The 20,224-nt window shown below is 64.6% G+C and carries 19 protein-coding genes; 14 read left to right on the top strand and 5 right to left on the bottom strand.

What is annotated here, in order from left to right; all coding sequences use genetic code 11:
- Positions 1–8: 8 nt before the first annotated feature.
- The gene (locus tag ED21_RS06835; protein ID WP_006833124.1) at positions 9–1,106 is read right to left on the bottom strand and encodes an isoaspartyl peptidase/L-asparaginase family protein; all 1,098 of its coding nucleotides are present in this window, start codon (positions 1,104–1,106) and stop codon (positions 9–11) included.
- A gap of 109 nt (positions 1,107–1,215) precedes the next feature.
- Here ED21_RS06835 and ED21_RS06830 point away from each other — a divergent pair, with 109 nt between their 5' ends.
- From ED21_RS06830 to ED21_RS06810, 5 genes are all read left to right on the top strand, one after another.
- On the top strand, positions 1,216–2,478 hold the full coding sequence (locus ED21_RS06830) for a mechanosensitive ion channel (protein ID WP_006833123.1): 1,263 nt from the start codon (positions 1,216–1,218) through the stop codon (positions 2,476–2,478).
- 132 nt (positions 2,479–2,610) lie between these two features.
- Complete coding sequence (locus ED21_RS06825; protein WP_006833122.1) at positions 2,611–3,573, top strand: SDR family NAD(P)-dependent oxidoreductase; 963 nt, start codon at positions 2,611–2,613, stop codon at positions 3,571–3,573.
- 72 nt (positions 3,574–3,645) lie between these two features.
- Positions 3,646–4,176, top strand: coding sequence for a sigma-70 family RNA polymerase sigma factor (locus tag ED21_RS06820; RefSeq protein ID WP_006833121.1), 531 nt, complete (start codon positions 3,646–3,648; stop codon positions 4,174–4,176).
- Position 4,177: 1 nt separating this feature from the next.
- A complete protein-coding gene (locus ED21_RS06815) occupies positions 4,178–4,819 on the top strand; it encodes a DUF1109 domain-containing protein (protein ID WP_006833120.1) in 642 nt (213 codons plus the stop codon).
- 76 nt (positions 4,820–4,895) lie between these two features.
- The gene (locus ED21_RS06810; protein ID WP_006833119.1) at positions 4,896–6,674 is read left to right on the top strand and encodes a DUF885 domain-containing protein; all 1,779 of its coding nucleotides are present in this window, start codon (positions 4,896–4,898) and stop codon (positions 6,672–6,674) included.
- Between the two features lie 3 nt (positions 6,675–6,677).
- Here the strand turns inward: ED21_RS06810 and ED21_RS06805 are convergent, their stop codons facing one another.
- The gene (locus tag ED21_RS06805; RefSeq protein WP_006833118.1) at positions 6,678–7,679 is read right to left on the bottom strand and encodes a zinc transporter ZntB; all 1,002 of its coding nucleotides are present in this window, start codon (positions 7,677–7,679) and stop codon (positions 6,678–6,680) included.
- A 92-nt stretch (positions 7,680–7,771) separates the two neighbouring features.
- On the opposite strand from ED21_RS06805, the gene ED21_RS06800 reads away from it, so the two are divergent.
- Genes ED21_RS06800 through ED21_RS06775 form a run of 6 tightly spaced genes read left to right on the top strand, consistent with a single transcriptional unit; the run spans position 7,772 to position 12,850 of the window.
- Positions 7,772–9,079 carry an OmpP1/FadL family transporter gene (locus tag ED21_RS06800; RefSeq protein WP_006833117.1) on the top strand — a complete coding sequence of 436 codons (1,308 nt, stop codon included), beginning with the start codon at positions 7,772–7,774 and terminating at the stop codon, positions 9,077–9,079.
- A 56-nt stretch (positions 9,080–9,135) separates the two neighbouring features.
- Entirely contained in the window at positions 9,136–10,275 is a 1,140-nt protein-coding gene (gene ispG, locus ED21_RS06795) for a flavodoxin-dependent (E)-4-hydroxy-3-methylbut-2-enyl-diphosphate synthase (protein ID WP_006833116.1), read from the top strand.
- On the top strand, positions 10,272–10,766 hold the full coding sequence (locus ED21_RS06790; RefSeq protein WP_006833115.1) for a thioredoxin family protein: 495 nt from the start codon (positions 10,272–10,274) through the stop codon (positions 10,764–10,766). The genes ispG and ED21_RS06790 overlap by 4 nt, the downstream gene beginning before the upstream one ends.
- Positions 10,767–10,769: 3 nt before the next feature.
- On the top strand, positions 10,770–11,195 hold the full coding sequence (locus tag ED21_RS06785; RefSeq protein ID WP_006833114.1) for a hypothetical protein: 426 nt from the start codon (positions 10,770–10,772) through the stop codon (positions 11,193–11,195).
- Positions 11,195–12,136 (top strand): histone deacetylase, encoded by a 942-nt coding sequence (locus ED21_RS06780; RefSeq protein WP_006833113.1) that lies wholly within the window; start codon positions 11,195–11,197, stop codon positions 12,134–12,136. The genes ED21_RS06785 and ED21_RS06780 overlap by 1 nt, the downstream gene beginning before the upstream one ends.
- A 6-nt stretch (positions 12,137–12,142) precedes the next feature.
- Positions 12,143–12,850, top strand: a complete 708-nt coding sequence (locus ED21_RS06775; RefSeq protein ID WP_006833112.1) for a murein L,D-transpeptidase catalytic domain-containing protein — start codon at positions 12,143–12,145, stop codon at positions 12,848–12,850.
- 20 nt (positions 12,851–12,870) lie between these two features.
- Here the strand turns inward: ED21_RS06775 and ED21_RS06770 are convergent, their stop codons facing one another.
- Positions 12,871–14,280, bottom strand: coding sequence for a L,D-transpeptidase family protein (locus ED21_RS06770; protein ID WP_156787369.1), 1,410 nt, complete (start codon positions 14,278–14,280; stop codon positions 12,871–12,873).
- Positions 14,281–14,441: 161 nt separating this feature from the next.
- Here ED21_RS06770 and ED21_RS06765 point away from each other — a divergent pair, with 161 nt between their 5' ends.
- Positions 14,442–15,332 (top strand): DMT family transporter, encoded by an 891-nt coding sequence (locus ED21_RS06765; protein WP_006833110.1) that lies wholly within the window; start codon positions 14,442–14,444, stop codon positions 15,330–15,332.
- On the opposite strand, the gene ED21_RS15345 is transcribed toward ED21_RS06765, so the two are convergent.
- Positions 15,329–15,496, bottom strand: a complete 168-nt coding sequence (locus ED21_RS15345) for a hypothetical protein (RefSeq protein ID WP_006833109.1) — start codon at positions 15,494–15,496, stop codon at positions 15,329–15,331. The genes ED21_RS06765 and ED21_RS15345 overlap by 4 nt on opposite strands.
- A 231-nt stretch (positions 15,497–15,727) precedes the next feature.
- Between ED21_RS15345 and acnA the strand changes: the two genes are divergently transcribed.
- On the top strand, positions 15,728–18,403 hold the full coding sequence (gene acnA / locus ED21_RS06760) for an aconitate hydratase AcnA (protein WP_006833108.1): 2,676 nt from the start codon (positions 15,728–15,730) through the stop codon (positions 18,401–18,403).
- An 18-nt stretch (positions 18,404–18,421) separates the two neighbouring features.
- A complete protein-coding gene (locus ED21_RS06755) occupies positions 18,422–19,147 on the top strand; it encodes a 2OG-Fe(II) oxygenase (RefSeq protein WP_006833107.1) in 726 nt (241 codons plus the stop codon).
- On the opposite strand, the gene ruvB is transcribed toward ED21_RS06755, so the two are convergent.
- Positions 19,144–20,184: a Holliday junction branch migration DNA helicase RuvB gene (gene ruvB, locus ED21_RS06750; protein ID WP_034921840.1), complete on the bottom strand. Its 1,041-nt coding sequence runs from the start codon at positions 20,182–20,184 to the stop codon at positions 19,144–19,146. The genes ED21_RS06755 and ruvB overlap by 4 nt on opposite strands.
- Positions 20,185–20,224: the final 40 nt, after the last annotated feature.

Here is a 20,224-nt window from a genome sequence, read left to right as displayed (position 1 = left end):
CAGTCCGGCTATTCGTCGCCGTAGATTGCGACTTCGCTCGTGCCTTCGCTCGTCGCGCGGCCCCGGTACATGCCCTCGGTGTTGAAGCTGTAAAGCGCGTGGCCTTCGGGCGTGACGAGGATGATACCGCCGTCGCCGCCTAGCGCCTTGACGTCGCGCAACACGGCATCGCCAATTTCCTGCGCTTCATCCGCCGCAATCCTGCCAACGTTGTAGACCAGCTCGCCCTCATCGGCCTCCACGTTCCGCTCCATCGCCCTCACGAGCGTATTCTCATCAAGGCTTTGCGCCAGCCGCAGTCGCGTACATATCTCGTGCGCCACCCCGACGCGGATGAAATACTCGCCCCAGCCCGTTGCCGAAACAGCGCAGCTGCGGTTGTCGGCATAGGTGCCGGCGCCGATCACCGGGCTGTCGCCGATGCGGTTCCAGCGTTTGCCCGTCATGCCTCCGGTCGAGGTTCCGGCGGCAAGATTGCCATGCGTGTCGAGCGCCACCGCACCGACCGTACCGAACTTGGCATCGACATCGAGCGAAGAGAGCTTCTCCGCCTTCACCCGCTCCAGCGCCTCGCGGCGGAAGTCGGTGTCGAACCATTCGTTGGGCACGCGTTCGAGATCGTTTTCGGCGGCGAAAACCTCCGCCCCCTCGCCCGCCAGCATCACGTGCGGGCTGTCGGTCATGACCTTGCGCGCGAGCAGGATCGGGTTGCGGATGCCCGAAACGCCCGCCACCGCGCCTGCGCCCCGGTTGCGGCCGTCCATGATCGAGGCGTCGAGTTCGTGCCCGCCCTCCCAGGTGAAAACCGCTCCACGCCCGGCGTTGAACTTGGGGTCGTCCTCGAGGATCAGGATCACCGCCTCGACCGCGTCGAGCGCCTCGCCGCCTTCGGCCAGCACTTTTGCGCCGGCATCAAGCGCCTCTTGCAGCGAGGCACGATAGGCCGCGTCTTCCTCTGCCGTCATGTCGGCGCGAGCGATCGTCCCCGCCCCGCCATGGATGGCGAGCGACCAGCGCGTCGCCTCGTCCTCGGCCGCCGCGGGCGCGGCGAAAACGGACAGGGCCAGCGCAAGACTAGCGGCGAGCGGGGATGCGAAACCTCTCATCCCTCTGGGATAGCACCGAAAGTTATCCACTCAATCCCCGCCGACTTTTTGGATAAAACCGCCAAGGGTGATAGCCCTGCCGCGGAAGAAACCATGAGGGAGAGGTTTCATGCGTATCGGTAATTATCGTTTCGACCAGCAGGTCGCGATGGACGTGATCGAGAAAATCGGTCTCGCGTTGATCGTCCTGCTTATCACATGGGCGGCGGCCAAGGCCGCGAAGTGGGCCTTCGCCAAGCTCGTCGACAACATTTCTTTCTTCCAGCGCGGCACCGGCAACGGATCGTCGCTGGGTGAATCGCTGGGCAAGATCGTGAGCCTGCTGATCTGGCTCTTCGGCCTCCTCGTGATCCTTCAGATCCTCGGCCTCGGCGCCGTGGCAGGGCCGGTGGACAGCCTGCTCGAGAACATAGTGGACTTCATCCCCAATCTGGTGGGTGCGGGCCTGATCTTCTTCATCGGCATGATGGTGGCGCGGATCGTGCGCGATCTCATCACTACCACGTTGCAGACGGTCGATTTCGACAAATGGGCTAATCGCGGCGGGGTGGACAATGTCACCGGCAACACCGCGATCAGCAAGACCATCGCCACAATCGTCTATGCAATTATAGTGATCTTCGTCTCGATCATGGCGCTGGAAGCTCTCAGCATCGAAAGCATTTCCGGACCCGCAAGCGGCATGTTGACCCTTATCTTCAACGCCATCCCGAACATCATCGCGGCCGCGATCCTGCTCGGCATCGGTTACCTCATCAGCAAGTTCGTGGTGCAGGTGCTGAAGGAAGTGCTGCCCGGCCTCGGCGTCGACAGGGCATTGGCGGAAAGCGGCATGATGGCGGAAGGCACGCGCGCATCCAGCATCATCGCCCGCGTCGTGCAGGTTGCGATCATCCTGTTCTTCGCCATCGCCGCCACACGCCTCCTGGGTTTCCCCGAACTCACCGCCATTCTCGACCAGGTGCTTGAACTTGGCGGGCGCGTGATTTTCGGCGCAGTCGTGATCGCCTTCGGCTTCTTCATCGCCAACCTGCTCGCCCGGCTTATCGCTGGCGACGCAGGCGAGAACGGAACCGCGGCGACCATCGTGCGCTGGGCGACGATCATCCTGTTCGTCTTCATGGGCCTGCAGTTCACCGGCATCGGCGGGATGATCCCGGCCAACGCGCTGACGATCCTGATCGGCGGCGTCGCGGTGGCCGGCGCGCTTGCCTTCGGCCTCGGTGGCCGCGACTGGGCGGCGCGTAAGCTCGAGCAGATGGACAGCGACCTCGGTGGGGGCACCTCAGGCGGCAGCCCCGCAGCGCCCAAGCCGAAGCGCCGCAAGGCGGCTGCACCCAAGAGCGACGACCCGCTACCTCCGGGCGCCTGATGCGGGACTGACAGGACACCAGGGAGAGAGGGTGTCGGCGGGGCGCGGGGAGAAATCTCCGCGCCCCCTTTTCGTTGTGCGCCCCCTTCTTTGTGCTACGTCCCGATTTGCAACCGGAAGAGAGGGCCAGACATGAGCGAATTCGGATTCGAGAGCACGGCGGACGAGGTGCTGGCGGACAAGGACTTGAAGGGCCGCACCGCGCTCATCACCGGCGGCTATTCCGGCCTCGGGCAGGAAACGGCCCGCGCGATGGCTGCAAAGGGCGCGCACATCATCCTCTCCGGACGCGACGCGACCAAGCTGTCCGCCACCGCCGACGAACTTGCTACCGCGACTGGCGCCAAGGTCGATACTCTGGTCTGCGACCTCGCTTCGCTCGACAGCGTGCGCAAGGCTGGCAAGGAAGCCAACGATCGCTTCGAGAAGATCGATCTCCTCATCAACAACGCCGGCGTCATGGCCTGCGACGAGGCGAAGACCGAGGACGGCTTCGAAATGCAGTTCGGGACCAATCACCTTGGCCACTTTCTGCTCACCAATCTGCTCATGCCGCTGGTCGAAAAGGGCGAGCGCCCCCGCATCGTCAATCTGTCGAGCCGCGGCCACCACATCGCGCCGGTCGATTTCGACGATCCCAATTTCGAAAACCGCGCTTACGACAAATGGGTGAGCTACGGGCAGTCGAAAACCGCCAACGTCCTCTTCGCCGTGGGGCTGGAGGAGCGGCTCACGGACAAGGGCATCCACGCCTATGCACTGCACCCGGGCGGCATCCACACCAATCTCGGCCGCCACATGAGCGAGGAAGACGTCGCAAACCTGATGGCGCGAATACAGAAGGCCGCCGAGGAACGCGGCGAGGAACCGCAGCCCTTCAAGACCATCCCGCAAGGCGCGGCGACCACCTGCTGGGTCGCCACGACCGACGAACTCGAAGGCGCTGGCGGCCTCTACTGCGAGGATTGTCACGTCGCCAACGAGGACAATGAGGACACCGGCGGCGGCGTGCGCAGCTACGCTGTCGACAAGGAAAATGCAGACCGGCTCTGGACCATCAGCGAGGAAATGGTCGGCCAGACCTTCGCCTATTGATCGGGCAGCTGTAACCTTTACGACCACCCGTCCGAACTTCGGTCCAGCACGCTCTGGTGCAGGAGATGGTCGATGATGGCCGATGAGGCCAGCCTGGCGCAGATGATGACCGCCGCCCAGAATGGCGATGCGGCCATGTACCGCGCGCTTCTGGCCGAAGTGCAGCTCTGGCTCGAACGCTATTACAGGCGGCGCGTGCCGCCCTCCCAGCTCGATGACCTCGTGCAGGATGTGCTGCTGGCGGTGCACAAGAAACGCGCGACCTGGGACAACCGCCGCGCCTTCTATCCCTGGCTTGCCGCCATCGCCCGCTATCGCTGGGTCGACCACCTGCGCAAGGTCTACCGCTCTGCCGAAGACGAGCTGGGCGATCACGACGTAGCCGAAGACAGCGAGGAAGAGGCGGTAATGGCGCGGATGAGCCTTGAACGGCTGTTCGTCCACCTGCCCGACAAGCAGGCGAAAGCCATCGAACTCGTCAAGATCGAGGGATTGAGCATCGCCGAAGCCTCCCAGCGAACAGGCCAGAGCGAAAGCCTGGTCAAAGTGAATATCCATCGCGGTCTGAAGAAGCTGTCCGCGCTAGTAGAAAAGGCCGAATGACATGAACCGGGTCTCCACCCCTCTCATTGACGCTCTGGCGCAGGATCTCGCGCCTGTCCGCCCGATCCGCCTGTCGCATGGTGTCGCTCTGGTGGCGCTGGCCGCCATCGGTACCGTGGTCCTCGTCGAACTGATCGAAGGGCTGTGGCGCGGAATCCTGGACGGCGCGCCCTCCACCGAATTCTTCATGACCAACGGCATGCTCGGCCTGCTCGGCGCCGCCTCGGCCTACGCCGTGCTGCGCATGGCGACGCCCCATGTCGGCAACAGCCACGAGGGCGCGCGCTGGTCTGCGGGCATGCTGACCCTCCTGCCGCTCACTGCGCTCGTGATGCTCGGCTTCGGCGGGTTCGCCGCTGCGCTGACGCAGGATATGTACGGGCTCGGCTGTTTCGTCGCGGGAAGCGCCTTCGGGCTCGCCACCGCTGCTGCACTTACCCTCTGGCTGCGGCGCGGTGCGCCCGTATCGCTGAAGGCCGCAGGCACCTATACCGGCATTGCGGCCGGCGCGATTGGCAGCTTTGCCTTCGGCCTCGCCTGCCCGGTGGACGATATCGGCCACCTCGGCATCTGGCATGTCGCGCCGGTGGTGCTTTCCGGCCTGGTCGGCCGCTTCGCCATCCCGCCCTTGGTCCGCTGGTAAGGCGCGTTCGTCGGGCTGCCGCTTGCAAAGCTAGGGGGAAAAGCGCACCCCGCCTCTCGAAACAGGAGAGGCCTTCATGAAAACCTTTGCCGCAGCCATCGCGCTCGCCACCGCAACCGCCACCCTCGCCCTTCCCGCAGCGCCGCTGGCCGCACAGGAAGCGCCCGCAGCGCCGGAATGGGTCGAGACCAGCAACGCCTATACGCAGAAGCTGATCACCTTCCAGGCGGAGTTCTTCCCGATCAACGCCTCGGCCTCCGGCTACGAGCAGTATGACGGCCTCGTGAGCGACATGGCACCCGACCGGGACGAGCGCTACCTCGCCGGCGCCCGTGCCCTGCGCGCCGAATTCGCAGCCGCCATGCAGGCCGAAACCAACCCCTATGTCCAGCAGGATTTGCAGATCCTGATCGACTCGCTCGACCAGAGCATTCGCGGGGTCGAACTCGACCAGCAATATTCACTCGAGTTCAGCAATGTGCCAGAAGATGTTTTCCAATCGGTCGGGCTGCTCCTCTCCGACCAGACGGCGGCGAACCGCCGTGCCAAGGCGCTCGACCTGCTGCAGCGTTTTACCGGCACCTGGCCCGATACCGAACCGATGACCGAGCTCGCCAAGCGCCGCTTCGAAGCCAGCCGGGCGGACGGAAAAATGGGCCCCTACGTCGTCGAGGTGCGCGAAGGCCTGCCCAAGATCGATACCTACGCCGCAGGCATCCGCGAACTCTTCGCCCGCTACGAGATCGAAGGCGCGGAGGAGGCGCTGGCGGCGATGGATGCGCAATTCGCCGATTACAAGGAATGGACCGAAGAGGTTGTCCTGCCGCTGACGCGCGAGGATCCGCGGATGCCGGAAGAGCTCTACGCCTACAGCCTCAAGGCCTGGGGGATCGACGCCGATCCGCGCGAAACCATGGCGCAGGCGCGCCGCGGCTTCTACGAAATCCGCGCCCAGATGGAAGCGCTCGCCCCGCAGATCGCGGCCGAAAACGGCTGGGAAGACACCAGCTACCAGGGGGTCATGCGCGCTCTGAAGAGCCGCACCATCCCGAATGACGAAATCGAGGCTTACTACCGCGGTGTGAACGCGCAGCTGGAGGAGAAAATCCGCCAGAACGACATCGTCTCGCTTCCCGAATACGAGCTGGCGATGCGGCTCGCCTCGGAAGCCGAAAGCGCCGCCCAGCCCGCCCCGCACATGCGCCCGCCGCGCCTCATCGGGAACACGGGCGAACAGGGCACCTTCGTTCTCACCGTCGGCAATCCGAGCGCGGGAGAAGGCGAGGTCTATGACGATTTCAACTTCGCGGCTGCTAGCTGGACACTGAGCGCGCATGAAGCGCGTCCCGGCCATGAAATGCAGTTCGCTGCGCTGGTCGAGCAGGGTGTCAGCCTCGCCCGCCTGCTCTACGCCTTCAACAGCGTGAATGTCGAAGGCTGGGCGCTTTATGCCGAGGCCGAAATGCTGCCGCACGAACCGATCGAGGGCCAGTTCGTCGCCCAGCAGTTCCGCCTGCTGCGCGCGGCCCGCGCTTTCCTCGACCCGATGCTCAACCTAGGCATGATCACCCGCGAGGACGCCGAGAAGGTGCTGCTTGAGGACGTCCTCCTCTCGCGCCCGATGGCGAAACAGGAACTTGATCGCTACCAGTTCAATATGCCGGGTCAGGCGGGCTCGTATTACTACGGCTATCGCAAGCTGGTCGACCTCCGGATCGCGACCGAAGTGGCGCTGGGCGACGATTTCGACGAGAAGGCGTTCAACGACTTCCTGCTCGGCCAAGGCATCATCCCGCTCGAACTGATCGCCAAGGCAGTGCGCGAGGAATTCATTCCCGAACAGCGCGGCGGCTGATCGCTACAGCCAGCGCAGCCGCCGGAAGACCACGATCAGCGCTACGAACAGGAAACCGCAGAGCACCACCACGGCCCAGAACGCGTCTGGATCGTCCATGCCCGGCATGCCGCCGACATTGATACCGAGAAGGCCGGTGAGGAACCCCAGCGGCAGGAAGATACCGGCGACGATGGTGAGCATGTAGGTCGCGTGTTCCGAGGAAGCGAGGCTGCGGGCGCGCAATTCGTCCTGCAGCACCAGCGCGCTTTCCTTGCTGATATCGATATCGTCGAGATAGCGGCGCAGGCGCGCAATACTCTCGGCGATCTCGCGGCGGTCCTCCTCCTCGAACCAGTGCGGAGCGTCACGGCTGATCTGTTCCAACGCCTCGTGCTGCGGCGCCATGTGGCGTTTTAGAGCAAGGCAATTGCGGCGAATGGTAGAGATGCGCTTCAGCATCGCCTCGGCATGCTCTTCGGGATCGTCATGCTCCAACTCGTCGAGCACCTGGTTCATGTCGATGATCGACTGGCTCATGCGCGCGATCATGTATTCGGCGAGCAGGGTTATCGTAGCCCCCGCATCGACCGGTCCGAACCCGCTGTCGAGCTGGGCGACGACTTCGCGCGGCGTCTGCAGCGGATGGCGGCGCAGCGTGATTAACCGGTTGCCGTCGCACCACAGCTGCATCGAGATCATGTCTTCCGGTTCCGCGCCCGGGTTGAAGTTGATGCCGCGCAAAGTGCCGACCAGCGTCGCGCCTTCGCGAAAGGCGCGCGGGCGGGTCTGGTCGCTGGTGAGCAGTTCCGCCGTCGGTTCGGGAATGCCGAGTTCGGTTTCGAGCCATTGCTGCACGCCTTCGCGGCTGCGGCAGAGGTGAAGCCAAAGCACCTCTCCTTGCGCGGCGGGCCCCCAGCCTTGCGCTTCGGCCCAGTCGATCGGCCTCGCGCCACCCTTCCCGTCGAGCACGCGCCCGAAGAGCAGCGGAGTTTCCGTTTGGTTGTCGTCGGTTGCTTCGCTCATCGCCGGAGTGATGCCGCAAGCGGTGGCCCATTGCCAGCGTCCCGCGCAGTGGGCGGTGGAAACCACTCGCGCGGCTGGCGCGTTCCTCGCCCATGACGCCCCCATCCAAAACCGCTTCGTCCGCCCTCGCCATCGGCCTCGGCATGGTCCTCGCAAGCCCCGCCCATGCGGGCGGCTTCTACATCCAGGAGCAATCGACCAAAGAGGCGGGACGAGCCTATTCGGGCAATGCGGTGGCCGCCGACAGTCCGGCGACGATCTTCTTCAATCCCGCCGGCATGACCGAGCTCGAAGGCATCCAGGTGGAGGCCAACGCGCAGGCGCTCTTCGTCACCGCGCGCCAGTCCGACGCCGGCACAACGCGCAGCGTGCCCGGCCTGCCCGCCACCCTGCCCGTAACCGGCAGCGACGGCGGCAGTCCATTCGCCCAGCCGCTGGTCGTGCCCTCGATCTACGCCAGCGCGCAGGTCACTGACAGCTTGTGGGTCGGCCTTGGCGTGAACAGCCCCTTCGGCGTCGTCGTCGATTACGACGAGGACTTCTTCGGCCGTTACGATTCCGTCACCTCGGATCTCTTCACACTGAACGCCCAACCGAGCGTCGCTTACAAGATATCCGACAATTTCTCGATCGGCGCCGGAGTGGACATCCAGTATATCAAAGTCGAACTGGCCAACGCCGTGCCGAACCCCGATCCGGCCGACCCCGATGCCGAATTGCGCATTACCGGTGACGATATCTCGGTCGGCTGGAACGCCGGCTTCACCGCCACTTTCGATCCGGTGCGCATCGGCGCGCACTACCGTTCGGCCATCGATCACGATCTGGAAGGCGAATTCGACCTCTCCGGCCTCACCGGCCTGCTGGCCGAGAACAACGTCACCACGCCTGCCGCCGCGCCGCTTTCGACCCCCGACATCGCCACGGTCAGCGTCCTCTTCGGCACCGACACGCCGTGGCGCGTCTACGGCACCTGGCGCTGGTACAACTGGAGCAATTTCGACGAAATCCGCGTCGAGCCCGAGGGCGTCGAGCCGCAGGTGAACGAGCAGTTCTATCGCGACACCTATTCCATGGCGTTGGGTGCCGAATACGATGTGAACGAGCGGCTGACCCTGCGCGCCGGCACCATGTTCGACGCCTCGCCGATCACCGACGAGTTTCGTTCGACGCGCGTGCCCGATGGCGACCGCACCTGGCTGTCGGTCGGCGCGAGCTACGATATCAACGACCGCTTCTCCGCCAGCCTCGCCTATGCGCATGTCTTTGTGAAGAGCGAGCCGATCGACCGCACCGATACTTTCTTCGAAGGCACGCCGGCCGCCATCGACGCCCGCATCCGCTCCAACAGCAGCGGCGACGCCGACGTGCTCGCCTTTTCGCTGGGCGCGCGCTTCTGATCCACGCCGCACGGCGCGTCATTGCCCCTTCACATTAGGCGCTCTATATCGCGCCCATGTCTTCCGTACGTCCCTGGCGCGATATCGAGCGCCGTCCGTCCCGCCAGATCATGATCGGCAATGTCCCTGTCGGCGGCGATGCGCCGATCTCGGTGCAGACCATGACCAACACGCCCACCGAGGATGTGGGCGCGACGATCGACCAGATCCGCCGCTGCGAGGACGTGGGCGCGGACATCATTCGCGTGTCCTGCCCGACCGAGGAATCGACCGCGAATTTCGACCAGATCACGCGCGCGGCCAATGTGCCGATCGTCGCGGACATCCACTTTCACTACAAGCGCGCGCTCGAAGCCGCCGACAAGGGCGCGGCCTGCCTGCGCATCAATCCGGGCAATATCGGCAGCAGCGAACGCGTCGCCGAAGTCGTGCGCGCGGCCAAGGCCAACGGCTGCGCGATCCGCATCGGCGTGAACGCAGGCAGCCTCGAAAAGGACCTGCTGGAGAAATACGGCGAGCCTTGTCCCGAAGCGCTGATCGAAAGCGCGCTCGATCATATCAAGCTGCTGCAGGACCATGATTTCCACGAATACAAGGTCGCGGTGAAAGCCAGTGACGTGTTCCTCGCCGTGGCGGCCTATCACGGCCTTGCCGAGGCGGTGGACTGCCCGCTGCATCTCGGCATCACCGAGGCGGGCGGCCTGATCGGCGGCACGGTGAAGAGTTCGATCGGCATCGGCAGCCTGCTGTGGGCGGGCATCGGCGACACCATTCGCGTGAGCCTGTCCGCCGAGCCGGAGCAGGAAGTGAAGGTTGGCTTCGAAATGCTGAAGGCGCTCGGCCTGCGCACCCGCGGCGTGCGCGTCGTCTCCTGCCCCAGCTGTTCGCGCCAGGGTTTCGATGTCATTCGCACGGTGGAAACGCTGGAAAAGCGCCTTGAACATATCAAGACGCCGATGAGCCTCTCGGTCCTCGGCTGCGTGGTCAACGGCCCCGGCGAAGCGCGCGAGACCGATATCGGCCTCACCGGTGGCGGTTCGGGCAAGCACATGGTCTATCTTTCCGGCGTGAAGGACCACCACATCGAAAGCGCGGACATGCTCGACCACATCGTCCGCCTCGTCGAGGAAAAGGCCGCCGCTATTGAAGCCGGCGAAGAGATCGCCTTCGACCCGCACGCGGAGGCGGCCGAGTGAAGCGCATCGCAATGGCGCTCGCTGCCGCGCTTTCGCTTGCTGCTTGCGCCATGTCGGCGCCGAGGACCGCGGGGGACCATCACCCCGAAGCGCGCGCCTATGATACGTCGCGCGATGCGACGACCGAAGTTGATGCCGCACTCGAGCGCGCTCTGGCGAATGGCAAAAAGGTCATGCTGGTGATGGGGGCCAACTGGTGGCACGACAGCCGCGCGCTGGCGGGCCTGTTCGAGACCCCGCGCTTTGCCGAACTGCTCGAGCGCGAATACGAACTGGTCTTCGTCAACGTCGGCATGCCGCAGACGGGCGACGGGCATAACCTCGACATCGCCGCGCGCTTCGGCCTCGAGGACCTGCCCGGCACCCCCAATGTGCTCGTCCTCTCGCCTTTCGGCACCCTTCTCAACGCCAAGACCGCGACCAGCTGGCGCAACGCCGCCAGCCGCAGCGAGGATGCGATCTACGAAGAACTCGCCGCACTGGCCGGCTGACCCATGATGGCCGAAGCCTTCCTGCGCTCGCTCTCGCCCTACTGGCGCGAGGCCTTGTTGCTGTGGTTCGGCGCGATCATCCTCCTCGCGGTCATCCATGCCGTGCTTGCCTGGATGGGCCGCGAGAGGCCGGGGCAGTTCGCACAGGCCCTCGGCACGTTGCCGACGCTGGTCATGATCGGCCTCCCGCCGCTTGCCGGGCTGGTGGCCGGCCTCCACCTGATGCGCGAATACCGCGAGGCCGAGGCCTTTGTCGTGTTCCTTTTCGCGCCGCTGGTCGCCGTGCTCGCGGGCGAGAAACTGAAGCGCCTCCTCGTGTGGCTCCTCACCGCCGGCGGCAGGAGTGCTGGTCGCAGTGCCGCTCCACCCATTGTCGTGAAACAAGGCAAGGGTCCGCTGATCAACGGGCGGCCGATAGAACCAAGCTGATGCTCCACGTCGTTCACCACGCGGATTACATGGCGCCTGCGCCCACGCGCGGGACTTTCCGGTTCGACAAATACATGGCGGTGATGGAGGCGTTGAGGGCCAGCGGCTATCCGCTGAGCGAACATGCCCCGCCGCCGATGCCGCGCCGCTGGCTGGAGGCGGTGCACTGCCCCGATTACGTCGACGAGGTCTTCACCGCCAGTGTCCCCCAAGCGAAGGAGCGGCGCATCGGCTTCCCCGTCACCCCGCATATCGCGCAGCGGGTTCAGCACACCAACGGCGGCACATGGCTCGCCGCCCAGCTGGCGCGCCCCCATGGCTATGCTGCCAATTCGGCCGCCGGTAGCCACCATGCGCTGTTCGACACCGGGGCGGGCTATTGCGTGTTCAACGACCTCGCCGTCGCCGCCAACCGCCTGATCGCCGAGGGCGATGCGGAGCGCATCCTCATCGTCGATCTCGACGTGCATCAGGGTGACGGCACGGCCAGCCTGACGGCGACGCGCGACGATGTCTTCACGCTCTCGCTCCACGCCGAGAAGAACTTCCCGGTCCGCAAGGCCCGCTCCAGCCTCGACGTGCCGCTGGCCGACGGGATCGACGATGATGGCTATCTCGACGCGCTCGACCGGCATCTGCCTCAAGTGCTGGCAAGCTTCGATCCCGACCTCGTGCTCTATCAGGCCGGAGTCGACGTCCATGGCGATGACAGGCTTGGGCGCATAAATCTCAGCGACGAGGGGCTGGACCGCCGCGACGCCTATGTCGTGCAGGCGGTTCGCTCGCGCGGAGCGCCTCTCGCCAGCTCGCTGGGTGGCGGATATGGCGCCGATCCGCGGGAAATCGGCGCGCGGCACGCCCGTTCGATGGTGACATGCGCCAGAACGAACGCCCAATTCGCGCGTTCAGCTATCGGTAGCAATGGCCATGCTATAGGATAGGACGATATGAACCGCCGCGACCTTCTCAAGACCTCCCTCGCCGCCAGCGTCGCCACGCTCGCGCCGGCACAGGTGTTTGCGCAGGCGCGCCCGACGGCCAGCCGCGACGCCCAGCTGATCGGCATCGCGCGCGAGCAGCTGGCCCGGGTCGGTGATGGCATCTGGAAGAGGGACATCGTCGGGATCGCCGACTTCGGCCTGCATTCCTCGCGGCGCCGCTTCCACTTCGTCGACCTCGTGAACGAGCGGGTCGAAAGCTATCACGTCAGCCACGGGACCGGTTCGGACAGCGAACATGACGGCTGGCTCAAACGCTATTCCAACATCGAAGGCAGCGAGGCAACCAGCCGCGGCGCCTATATGACGCGCAGCTGGTACACGGGCCTCTACGGCACCTCGATCCGCCTCGACGGGCTCGACCCGACCAACGATATGGCCCTGCCGCGCGCCATCGTCATGCACCAGGCCGAATACGCGCGGCCCGAACATATCGACCGCTGGGGCCGCCTCGGGCGCTCCAACGGCTGTTTCGCGCTTGGGCCCGACCAGTTCGACGCGGTGCTGCTGAAGCTGTCGGGCGGTCGCCTGCTCTATGCGGAAAGCCTTGGCCTCGCCGAAGACGGCAGCCGCGTCGCGCCGCCGGTCACCCAGACGGAATTGCTCCGTGGCCCGGGTGGTGGGACCTTCGAGCGGACCAACCCCGGAGTCTTCTGACAGGCCGACGGAGCGATCGTCTAGCTCGTCTGCATGTCGTCGATGATTTCGACCGCTTCTTCGCTGGTTTCCCGCGCACGGTTTTCCTGACGCGGTGCATCGAGCGCTGCGAGCACCGGCTTGTCGCGGTCGTAAATGTCCCTGAAGGTCTTCATCTCGCCATTCACATCGGTCGCCATGGTGAAGTAGGTGATGTAGACCGGCCACTGCTTCTTCATTTCGTAGCGCGTGTATTCGCCGCTCATGGTGATCTCGGAGACTTCCTCCTGGATCGCGGGAATATCGGCACGGTTGCTTGCGTTGCCGAGCATGGACATGGTCATCGCCAGTTCGCGCGCGCCCTTCACGCGGATGCAGCCATGGCTCAACGCGCGCGCGTCCTGGTTGAAAAGGTGACGGCTGGGCGTGTCGTGGAGAAAGATGGCGTGCTCGTTGGGCATGTCGAGTTTCATCAGGCCGAGCGAATTGGTCGGTCCGGGCTGCTGGACAACAGTAATCCAGCCATTGGCGCCCTTGGTCGCCTTGTAGCCGGCGTTGCGCGCCCAGCCCGGGTTATTCAGTACCTTGTTGCCCAGCCCTTCGCCGACCACGATCGATTGCGGCACGGTCCAGGTGGGATTGAAGATGACAGCCTCGACCATTTCGGCCAGCTGCGGGGTCGCCGTGCGGCCCGGCTTGCCTACGATGGTGCGGTAGCTCTTGATGATCCGGCCGTTGACCGTCAGCCGGAGCATATATTCGGGCACATTGGTGACGAGGTACTGGCGCCCCAGATCCTGTGGCAGCCAGCGCCAGCGATCCATATTCGCACGGATCAGCTTGATGCGCGCCGGATCGGTCGCGGTTGCCAGTTCCGCGCGCAGGGCGGCGTAATCGGGATGCTTGGGATTGAGCGAGGTCAGCGTGGCGGCAATGTCTCCGCTCGCCAGCGCGTCTTCGAGCAGCTTCCACGTCGGCAGGCGGTCCGCATCGGGATCGACGACGAACCACTGGCGGCGCGAATCCATCGGCGTGCGGCCGTCGCGCAGGTCCTCGACCAGCCAGACGAAAATCTCGCTGGCCAGCTTGCTTAGCTTTTCGCCTTCGCCTGCGGCAATGGCGGCGGTCAGCGCTTCGACCCGGTAGTCCGATGGGTTGAGTCCTTCCGCCTTCATCCCCGGAATGAAGTCGAGCAATTCCTGCGCCTGCGCCACGGTCCACACGCCTTCCAGCGAGGGGATTTCCTGCACGATCTCCCCGCTCGACATCCGGATATCGCCAAATGCCTCATCGACCGTCTGGCCTTTCGCCGGAGCCGGAGCCGGCGCGGGCTCGGGCGGCGATGCGGGAGCAGTCGCCGGCTTGGGCTGCGGCAACAGGCTCTCCGGCGCAGCTTCCCGCGCACCGGCCGAAGCAGCGAGGAGGACCGCAACAAGTGCGGTTCCGGTCATGGTCGTCAGTCGTTTCATTGGGCCCACCAGTAAATATCGAGCGCGATAATCGAACCGCGTTCCCGGCGCTATCTATACTATACCTGTCCCTACAATCGAGTATCGAGGCTTACCCACCGCTGAACCGGGTGACGCATGAGGCAAAGCGCACTAGGGCAGCGATGATGCGCAACCCCGATCATTCGATCCGGCCTATCCTGGCCACCATGGCGGGGATCGCCCTGTTTTCCGCAATGGACGCCGTCATGAAAAGCGCAAGCATCGCCGTGGGCGCCTACAGCGCCTACCTGCTGCGCTGCGCTATCGGCTTCCTCGTCATCGCGCCGATCTGGTGGCTGCGCGGAGGGCGGATGCCCGGCAAGGCGGTCTTGCGCGTCCACATCATCCGCGGGGTTGTCGTCGCGTTCATGGGCTGGACCTTTTTCGCCTCGCTTGTGCGACTGCCGCTAGCCGAGGCGATCGCGATCAGTTTCGTAGCCCCGCTCATCGCGCTTTATCTCGCCGCTCTCCTGCTGGGCGAACGGGTCGAACGCCGCGCGGTGTTTGCGGCCCTGCTCGGCCTCACGGGCGTGGTAGTCATCATCGGCGGAAGGATCGGGCGCGAGAAACTCACGGAGGACGCGACGGTGGGCCTACTGCTTATCGGGCTGTCGGCGCTGCTCTATGCATGGAACCTCGTCCTGCAACGCCAGCAGGCGCTCGTGTCCAGACCGGCCGAGGTCACCACGTTCCAGAACGGTGTCGTCACGCTGGTCCTGCTCGGAGGCGCCCCCTTCCTGCTCGTCTGGCCGGAAGGGCGCGCGTGGCTGGAGATCGGCGCAGGAGCGCTGCTCGCCGTGGGAGCGGCGCTGTTCCTCGCCTGGGCCTATGCACGCGCCGAAACGCAGCGGCTCGTGCCGATCGAATACACCGGCTTTCTCTGGGCTTCGCTGTTCGGCTGGCTCTATTTCGGCGAAGGCGTGAGCGCCGCGACCATCATGGGTGCGGTGCTCATCGTGATGGGATGCTGGGTGGCCACCCGAAAGAAGCGGCCGGAGCAAAGCTCGCTCTAGCGCTCCACCGATGCGATTTGCGACGGCGTTTCCTCTGCCTGCGCCTCGTCGGCAGCGAAAGTCGCTGCGGCGGTGAACATGCCTGCCACGCCGAGGGCGGCAGTGATGACAGCGACACGCAGGGTTCGGCGCGACGTATCGGTCGCGTCCAACAGGGCACTCATATAACAAACTCCTCATGTGGGCCGCGCGCTTCCGGCGTCCTGGCCGTGCACAACGATTGCCCAGATTGTGCCTTAATAACCGATGAAGAGCTTTTCTGGTTCCCGATGAAGCGTTTCTGAGGGGCGGCGACCCTTGATTTTTTGCATTGTCCGGCGCACAGGCGCGGCACATTTCACCGCCCTGCCCATTGGTCAGGTGACGAACCCACACTCGAAAGGAAAACGCCCCGCATGACCCAGGTCGGCCAGGACACGCTCGGAACTCGTTCAACCCTCACGGTGAACGGCAAGGATTACGCCTATTATTCCTTCGCCAAGGCGGCCGAGAAGATCGGCGATGTGTCCAGGCTCCCGTTCAGCCTGAAGGTCCTTCTCGAGAACATGCTACGGTTCGAGGACGGCGGTTTCACTGTCTCGACCGACGATGTGCAGGCGATTGCCGACTGGCAGAAAAATCCGGCCACCGGCAAGGAAATCCAGTACCGCCCGGCGCGCGTGCTGTTGCAGGACTTCACCGGCGTGCCCTGCGTGGTCGACCTCGCCGCCATGCGCGACGCGATTTCCAAGCTCGGCGGCGATACCGCCAAGATCAACCCGCAGGTTCCCGTGAACCTCGTGATCGACCACTCGGTCATGGTCGACGAATTCGGCCACCCCAAGGCCTTTGAGAAGAACGTCGAACTCGAATACGCTCGTAACGCCGAGCGGTACGACTTCCTCAAATGGGGTTCCAAGAGCTTCAGGAACTTCTCCGCCGTGCCCCCGGGCACCGGTATCTGCCACCAGGTGAACCTGGAATACATCGGCAAGGGCGTGTGGAATTCCGAAGGCCCTGACGGCATGACCGTCGCCTACCCGGACACCTGCGTCGGCACCGATAGCCACACGACCATGATCAACGGTCTGGGCGTTCTTGGCTGGGGTGTCGGCGGTATCGAAGCCGAAGCGGCCATGCTCGGCCAGCCGATCTCGATGCTCATTCCCGAAGTCGTCGGCTTCAAGCTGACCGGCGCAATGGCGGAAGGCGTGACCGCCACTGACCTCGTCTTGACCTGCGTCCAGATGCTGCGCGAAGTCGGTGTGGTCGGCCGCTTCGTCGAATTCTACGGCGAAGGCGTTGCCAACCTGACCCTGGCCGACCGTGCGACGATCGCCAACATGGCCCCCGAATATGGCGCGACCTGCGGCTTCTTCGGCATCGACGACAAGACGCTCGAATACATGCGCCTCACGGGCCGCGATGAAGAAACCATCGCGCTGGTCGAAGCCTATTCGAAAGAACAGGGCATGTGGTTCACGCCGGAAAACGAGCCGGTCTTCACCAAGACGCTCGACCTCGACCTTTCGAAGGTCGTCCCCAGCCTCGCCGGCCCCAAGCGCCCGCAGGACCGCGTCGCGCTGCCGCAGGTGGACGAGCTGTTCAACACCGACCTCAAGTCGATTTACGGCAAAGACCAGCCGCTGCGCGTGGACGTGGAAGACACGCATCACGATGTCGGCGACGGCGACGTGGTAATCGCGGCCATCACCAGCTGCACCAACACCTCCAACCCCGATGTGCTTATTGCCGCCGGCCTCGTCGCCAAGAAGGCGCACGAGAAGGGCCTGAAGCCCAAGCCGTGGGTCAAGACCAGCCTCGCACCGGGCTCGCAGGTGGTCACCGACTACCTCGTGAAATCGGGCTTGCAGGAAGACCTAAATGCCATGGGATTCGATCTCGTCGGCTATGGCTGCACAACCTGCATCGGAAACTCCGGCCCGCTCGCTCCGCCGATTTCGAAGGCCATCAACGGCAACGATATCGTTGCCGCGTCGGTCCTTTCAGGTAACCGCAACTTCGAAGGCCGCGTGTCGCCCGATGTGCGCGCCAACTTCCTCGCCTCGCCGCCGCTGGTGGTCGCCTATTCCATCCTCGGCACAGTGACGAAGGACATCACCGAAACCCCGCTAGGCCAGGACCAGCAGGGCAACGACGTGATGCTCGCCGACGTTTGGCCGACCAATGATGAAATCGCCCAGCACCGCGCGGCCAATATCGACCGCCAGATGTTCGAAAGCCGCTATGCCGACGTCTACAAGGGCGACGAGCACTGGCAGTCCATCAAGGTCGAGGCCTCCGACACCTATCGCTGGAACCCGACCAGCACCTATGTCGCCAGCCCGCCCTTCTTCGAAGGCATGGACATGGAGCCGGCACCGGTCACCGACATTACCGATGCGAAGCCGCTGGCCATCCTCGGCGATTCGACCACCACCGACCACATCTCGCCCGCTGGCTCCATCAAGGAAGACAGCCCCGCAGGCGAATATCTGAAGAACCACCAGGTTTCGAAGCAGGACTTCAACTCCTACGGTTCGCGTCGCGGGAACCACGAAGTCATGATGCGGGGCACCTTCGCCAACATCCGCATCAAGAACGAAATGGTCCCGGGCGTCGAAGGCGGCATCACCACTTACAAGGGTGAGCAGATGCCGATTTACGACGCGGCGATGAAGCACAAGGAAGACGGCACGCCGCTGGTGGTCGTCGCAGGCAAGGAATACGGCACGGGTTCGAGCCGTGACTGGGCCGCCAAGGGCACCATCCTGCTCGGCGTGCGCGCGGTCATCGTCGAAAGCTACGAGCGTATCCACCGCTCGAACCTTATCGGCATGGGCGTGCTCCCGCTCCAGTTCAAAAATGGCGACACCCGCCAGAGCCTGGGCCTCGGCGCGGACGATACCTTCACGATCAAAGGCCTTGCCGACCTGACCCCGGGCCAAGACGTTGAAGTGGAAGTAACGCATGAAGACGGCTCCAAGGCCAGCTTCACCGCACTCTGCCGCATCGATACCGCAAACGAGATGGAGTATTACCGCAACGGCGGCATCCTCCACTACGTCCTGCGCAAGCTCGCGGCCTCGTAAACTAACAGGGCGGCGGCAATGCTGAACTGGCTGCGCCGCCGCCTCGCCTTCGGAAAGTTCGACGAGAAAGCCGATCCCGCGCGCCTTTCCGCTATTGGCCGGAGGGTGGCAGATCGGTTGCGCGCAACCGACGGCGTAAGCGAGCGGGGCGGCAAGAAGGCCGAACTGTTCCTGATGCCGGGCTTCCTCGCGCCAGCGGAATGCACGCGGCTGATCGAGCTGATCGAAAGCAATCTGCTTCCCTCGCCCCTGTTTTCCGACCCGACCGGAACCGGCGCGCGCACCAGCCAGACCCACTATTTCTCCGCCGAGGAGCCTGAAGTCGCGGCGCTGGGCGCGAAGCTCGACGATCTTCTCGGCCTCGAACGGCGGCAAGCCGAAACCGTTCAGGGCCAGCGTTATGACGTCGGGCAGGAATACCGCCACCATCGCGACTTCTTCCGGGTCGAACGCGAGCACTGGCAGTTGGAACGCCGCCGTGGCGGCCAGAGGACATGGTCGGCCATGGTCTACCTCAACGCGATAGAGGCTGGCGGCGAGACAGATTTTCCCGTGCTTGACCTGAGCGTCGCGCCCGAACCGGGATTGCTCATCGCCTGGAACAATGTCGACCGCCACGGTCATCCCAACCCGGCGACCCTCCACGCAGGGATGCCGGTCGAAGCCGGGCGCAAATATGTCGTGACCCAGTGGTACCGGATGGAAGACTGGTGCCGCAGTCCGGGACCGGCCGAAAACGCCTAGGCGTCGTCTTCGAACAAACCGCGCTGCGGCGGCTGAGAAGCCTGCGGGGGTCGCATTCCCAGATGGTTCCAGCCGCCATCGTTCAGCATCCGCCCACGCGCGGTACGCGCGATCAGGCCGAGCTGGATCAGATAGGGTTCGATCACTTCCTCCACCGTATCGCGCGGTTCGCTGAGGCCCGCTGCCAGCGTCTCCACGCCCACCGGGCCGCCCTTGTAGGTGGTGGCGATCATGGTGAGGTAGCGGCGGTCCATTGCATCGAGGCCGAGGCTGTCGACCTCCAGCCGGGTCAGCGCCTCGTCCGCGACCCTGGTGGTCACCACCGGCTCGCCCAGCACGGACGCGAAATCGCGCACGCGGCGCATCAGGCGCCCGGCGACACGCGGGGTTCCGCGCGAACGGCGGGCGATTTCGCGCGCACCGCCCTCGTCGATCCCCATTCCGAGCAGCCCCGCCCCGCGAGTAACCACCTTGAGAAGTTCGTCCTCGGTGTAGAAATTGAGCCGCACCGGAATGCCGAAACGGTCGCGCAAGGGTGTGGTCAACAAGCCCTGTCGCGTTGTCGCGCCCACCAGCGTAAAGGGCGGAAGATCGATCCGCACGCTGCGCGCCGAGGGCCCCTCCCCGATGATGATGTCGAGCGCGCGGTCTTCCATCGCCGGATAGAGCACCTCCTCGACCACCGGATTGAGCCGGTGTATCTCGTCGATGAACAGAACATCGTTCGGCTCGAGATTGGTGAGCAGCGCGGCAAGGTCGCCCGCCTTGGCGATCACCGGTCCGCTGGTAGCGCGGAAGCCGACGCCCAGTTCTTTCGAAACGATCTGCGCCAGCGTGGTCTTGCCGAGGCCCGGAGGTCCGAAGAACAGCACATGGTCCATAGCCTCGCCGCGGTTCTTGGCCGCTTCGATAAACACGCGCAAATTCTCGCGCGCCGCCTTCTGCCCGACGAACTCGGCGAGGCTCTTGGGCCGCAGCGCCGCATCCGGGTCTTCCGGCTGCCGGTCGGGCGAATGGAGGGCAACGGGTTCGGTCACCACTCTTCTCCAGGCTGTTCGTGCTCGAATACACACGCGT

It is taken from the genome of Erythrobacter sp. SD-21, from assembly GCF_000181515.1.
Classification (GTDB): Bacteria; Pseudomonadota; Alphaproteobacteria; order Sphingomonadales; family Sphingomonadaceae; genus Qipengyuania.
Note: the sequence above shows the minus strand (reverse complement) of the source record. Positions and strands in the feature narration are given on the sequence as shown.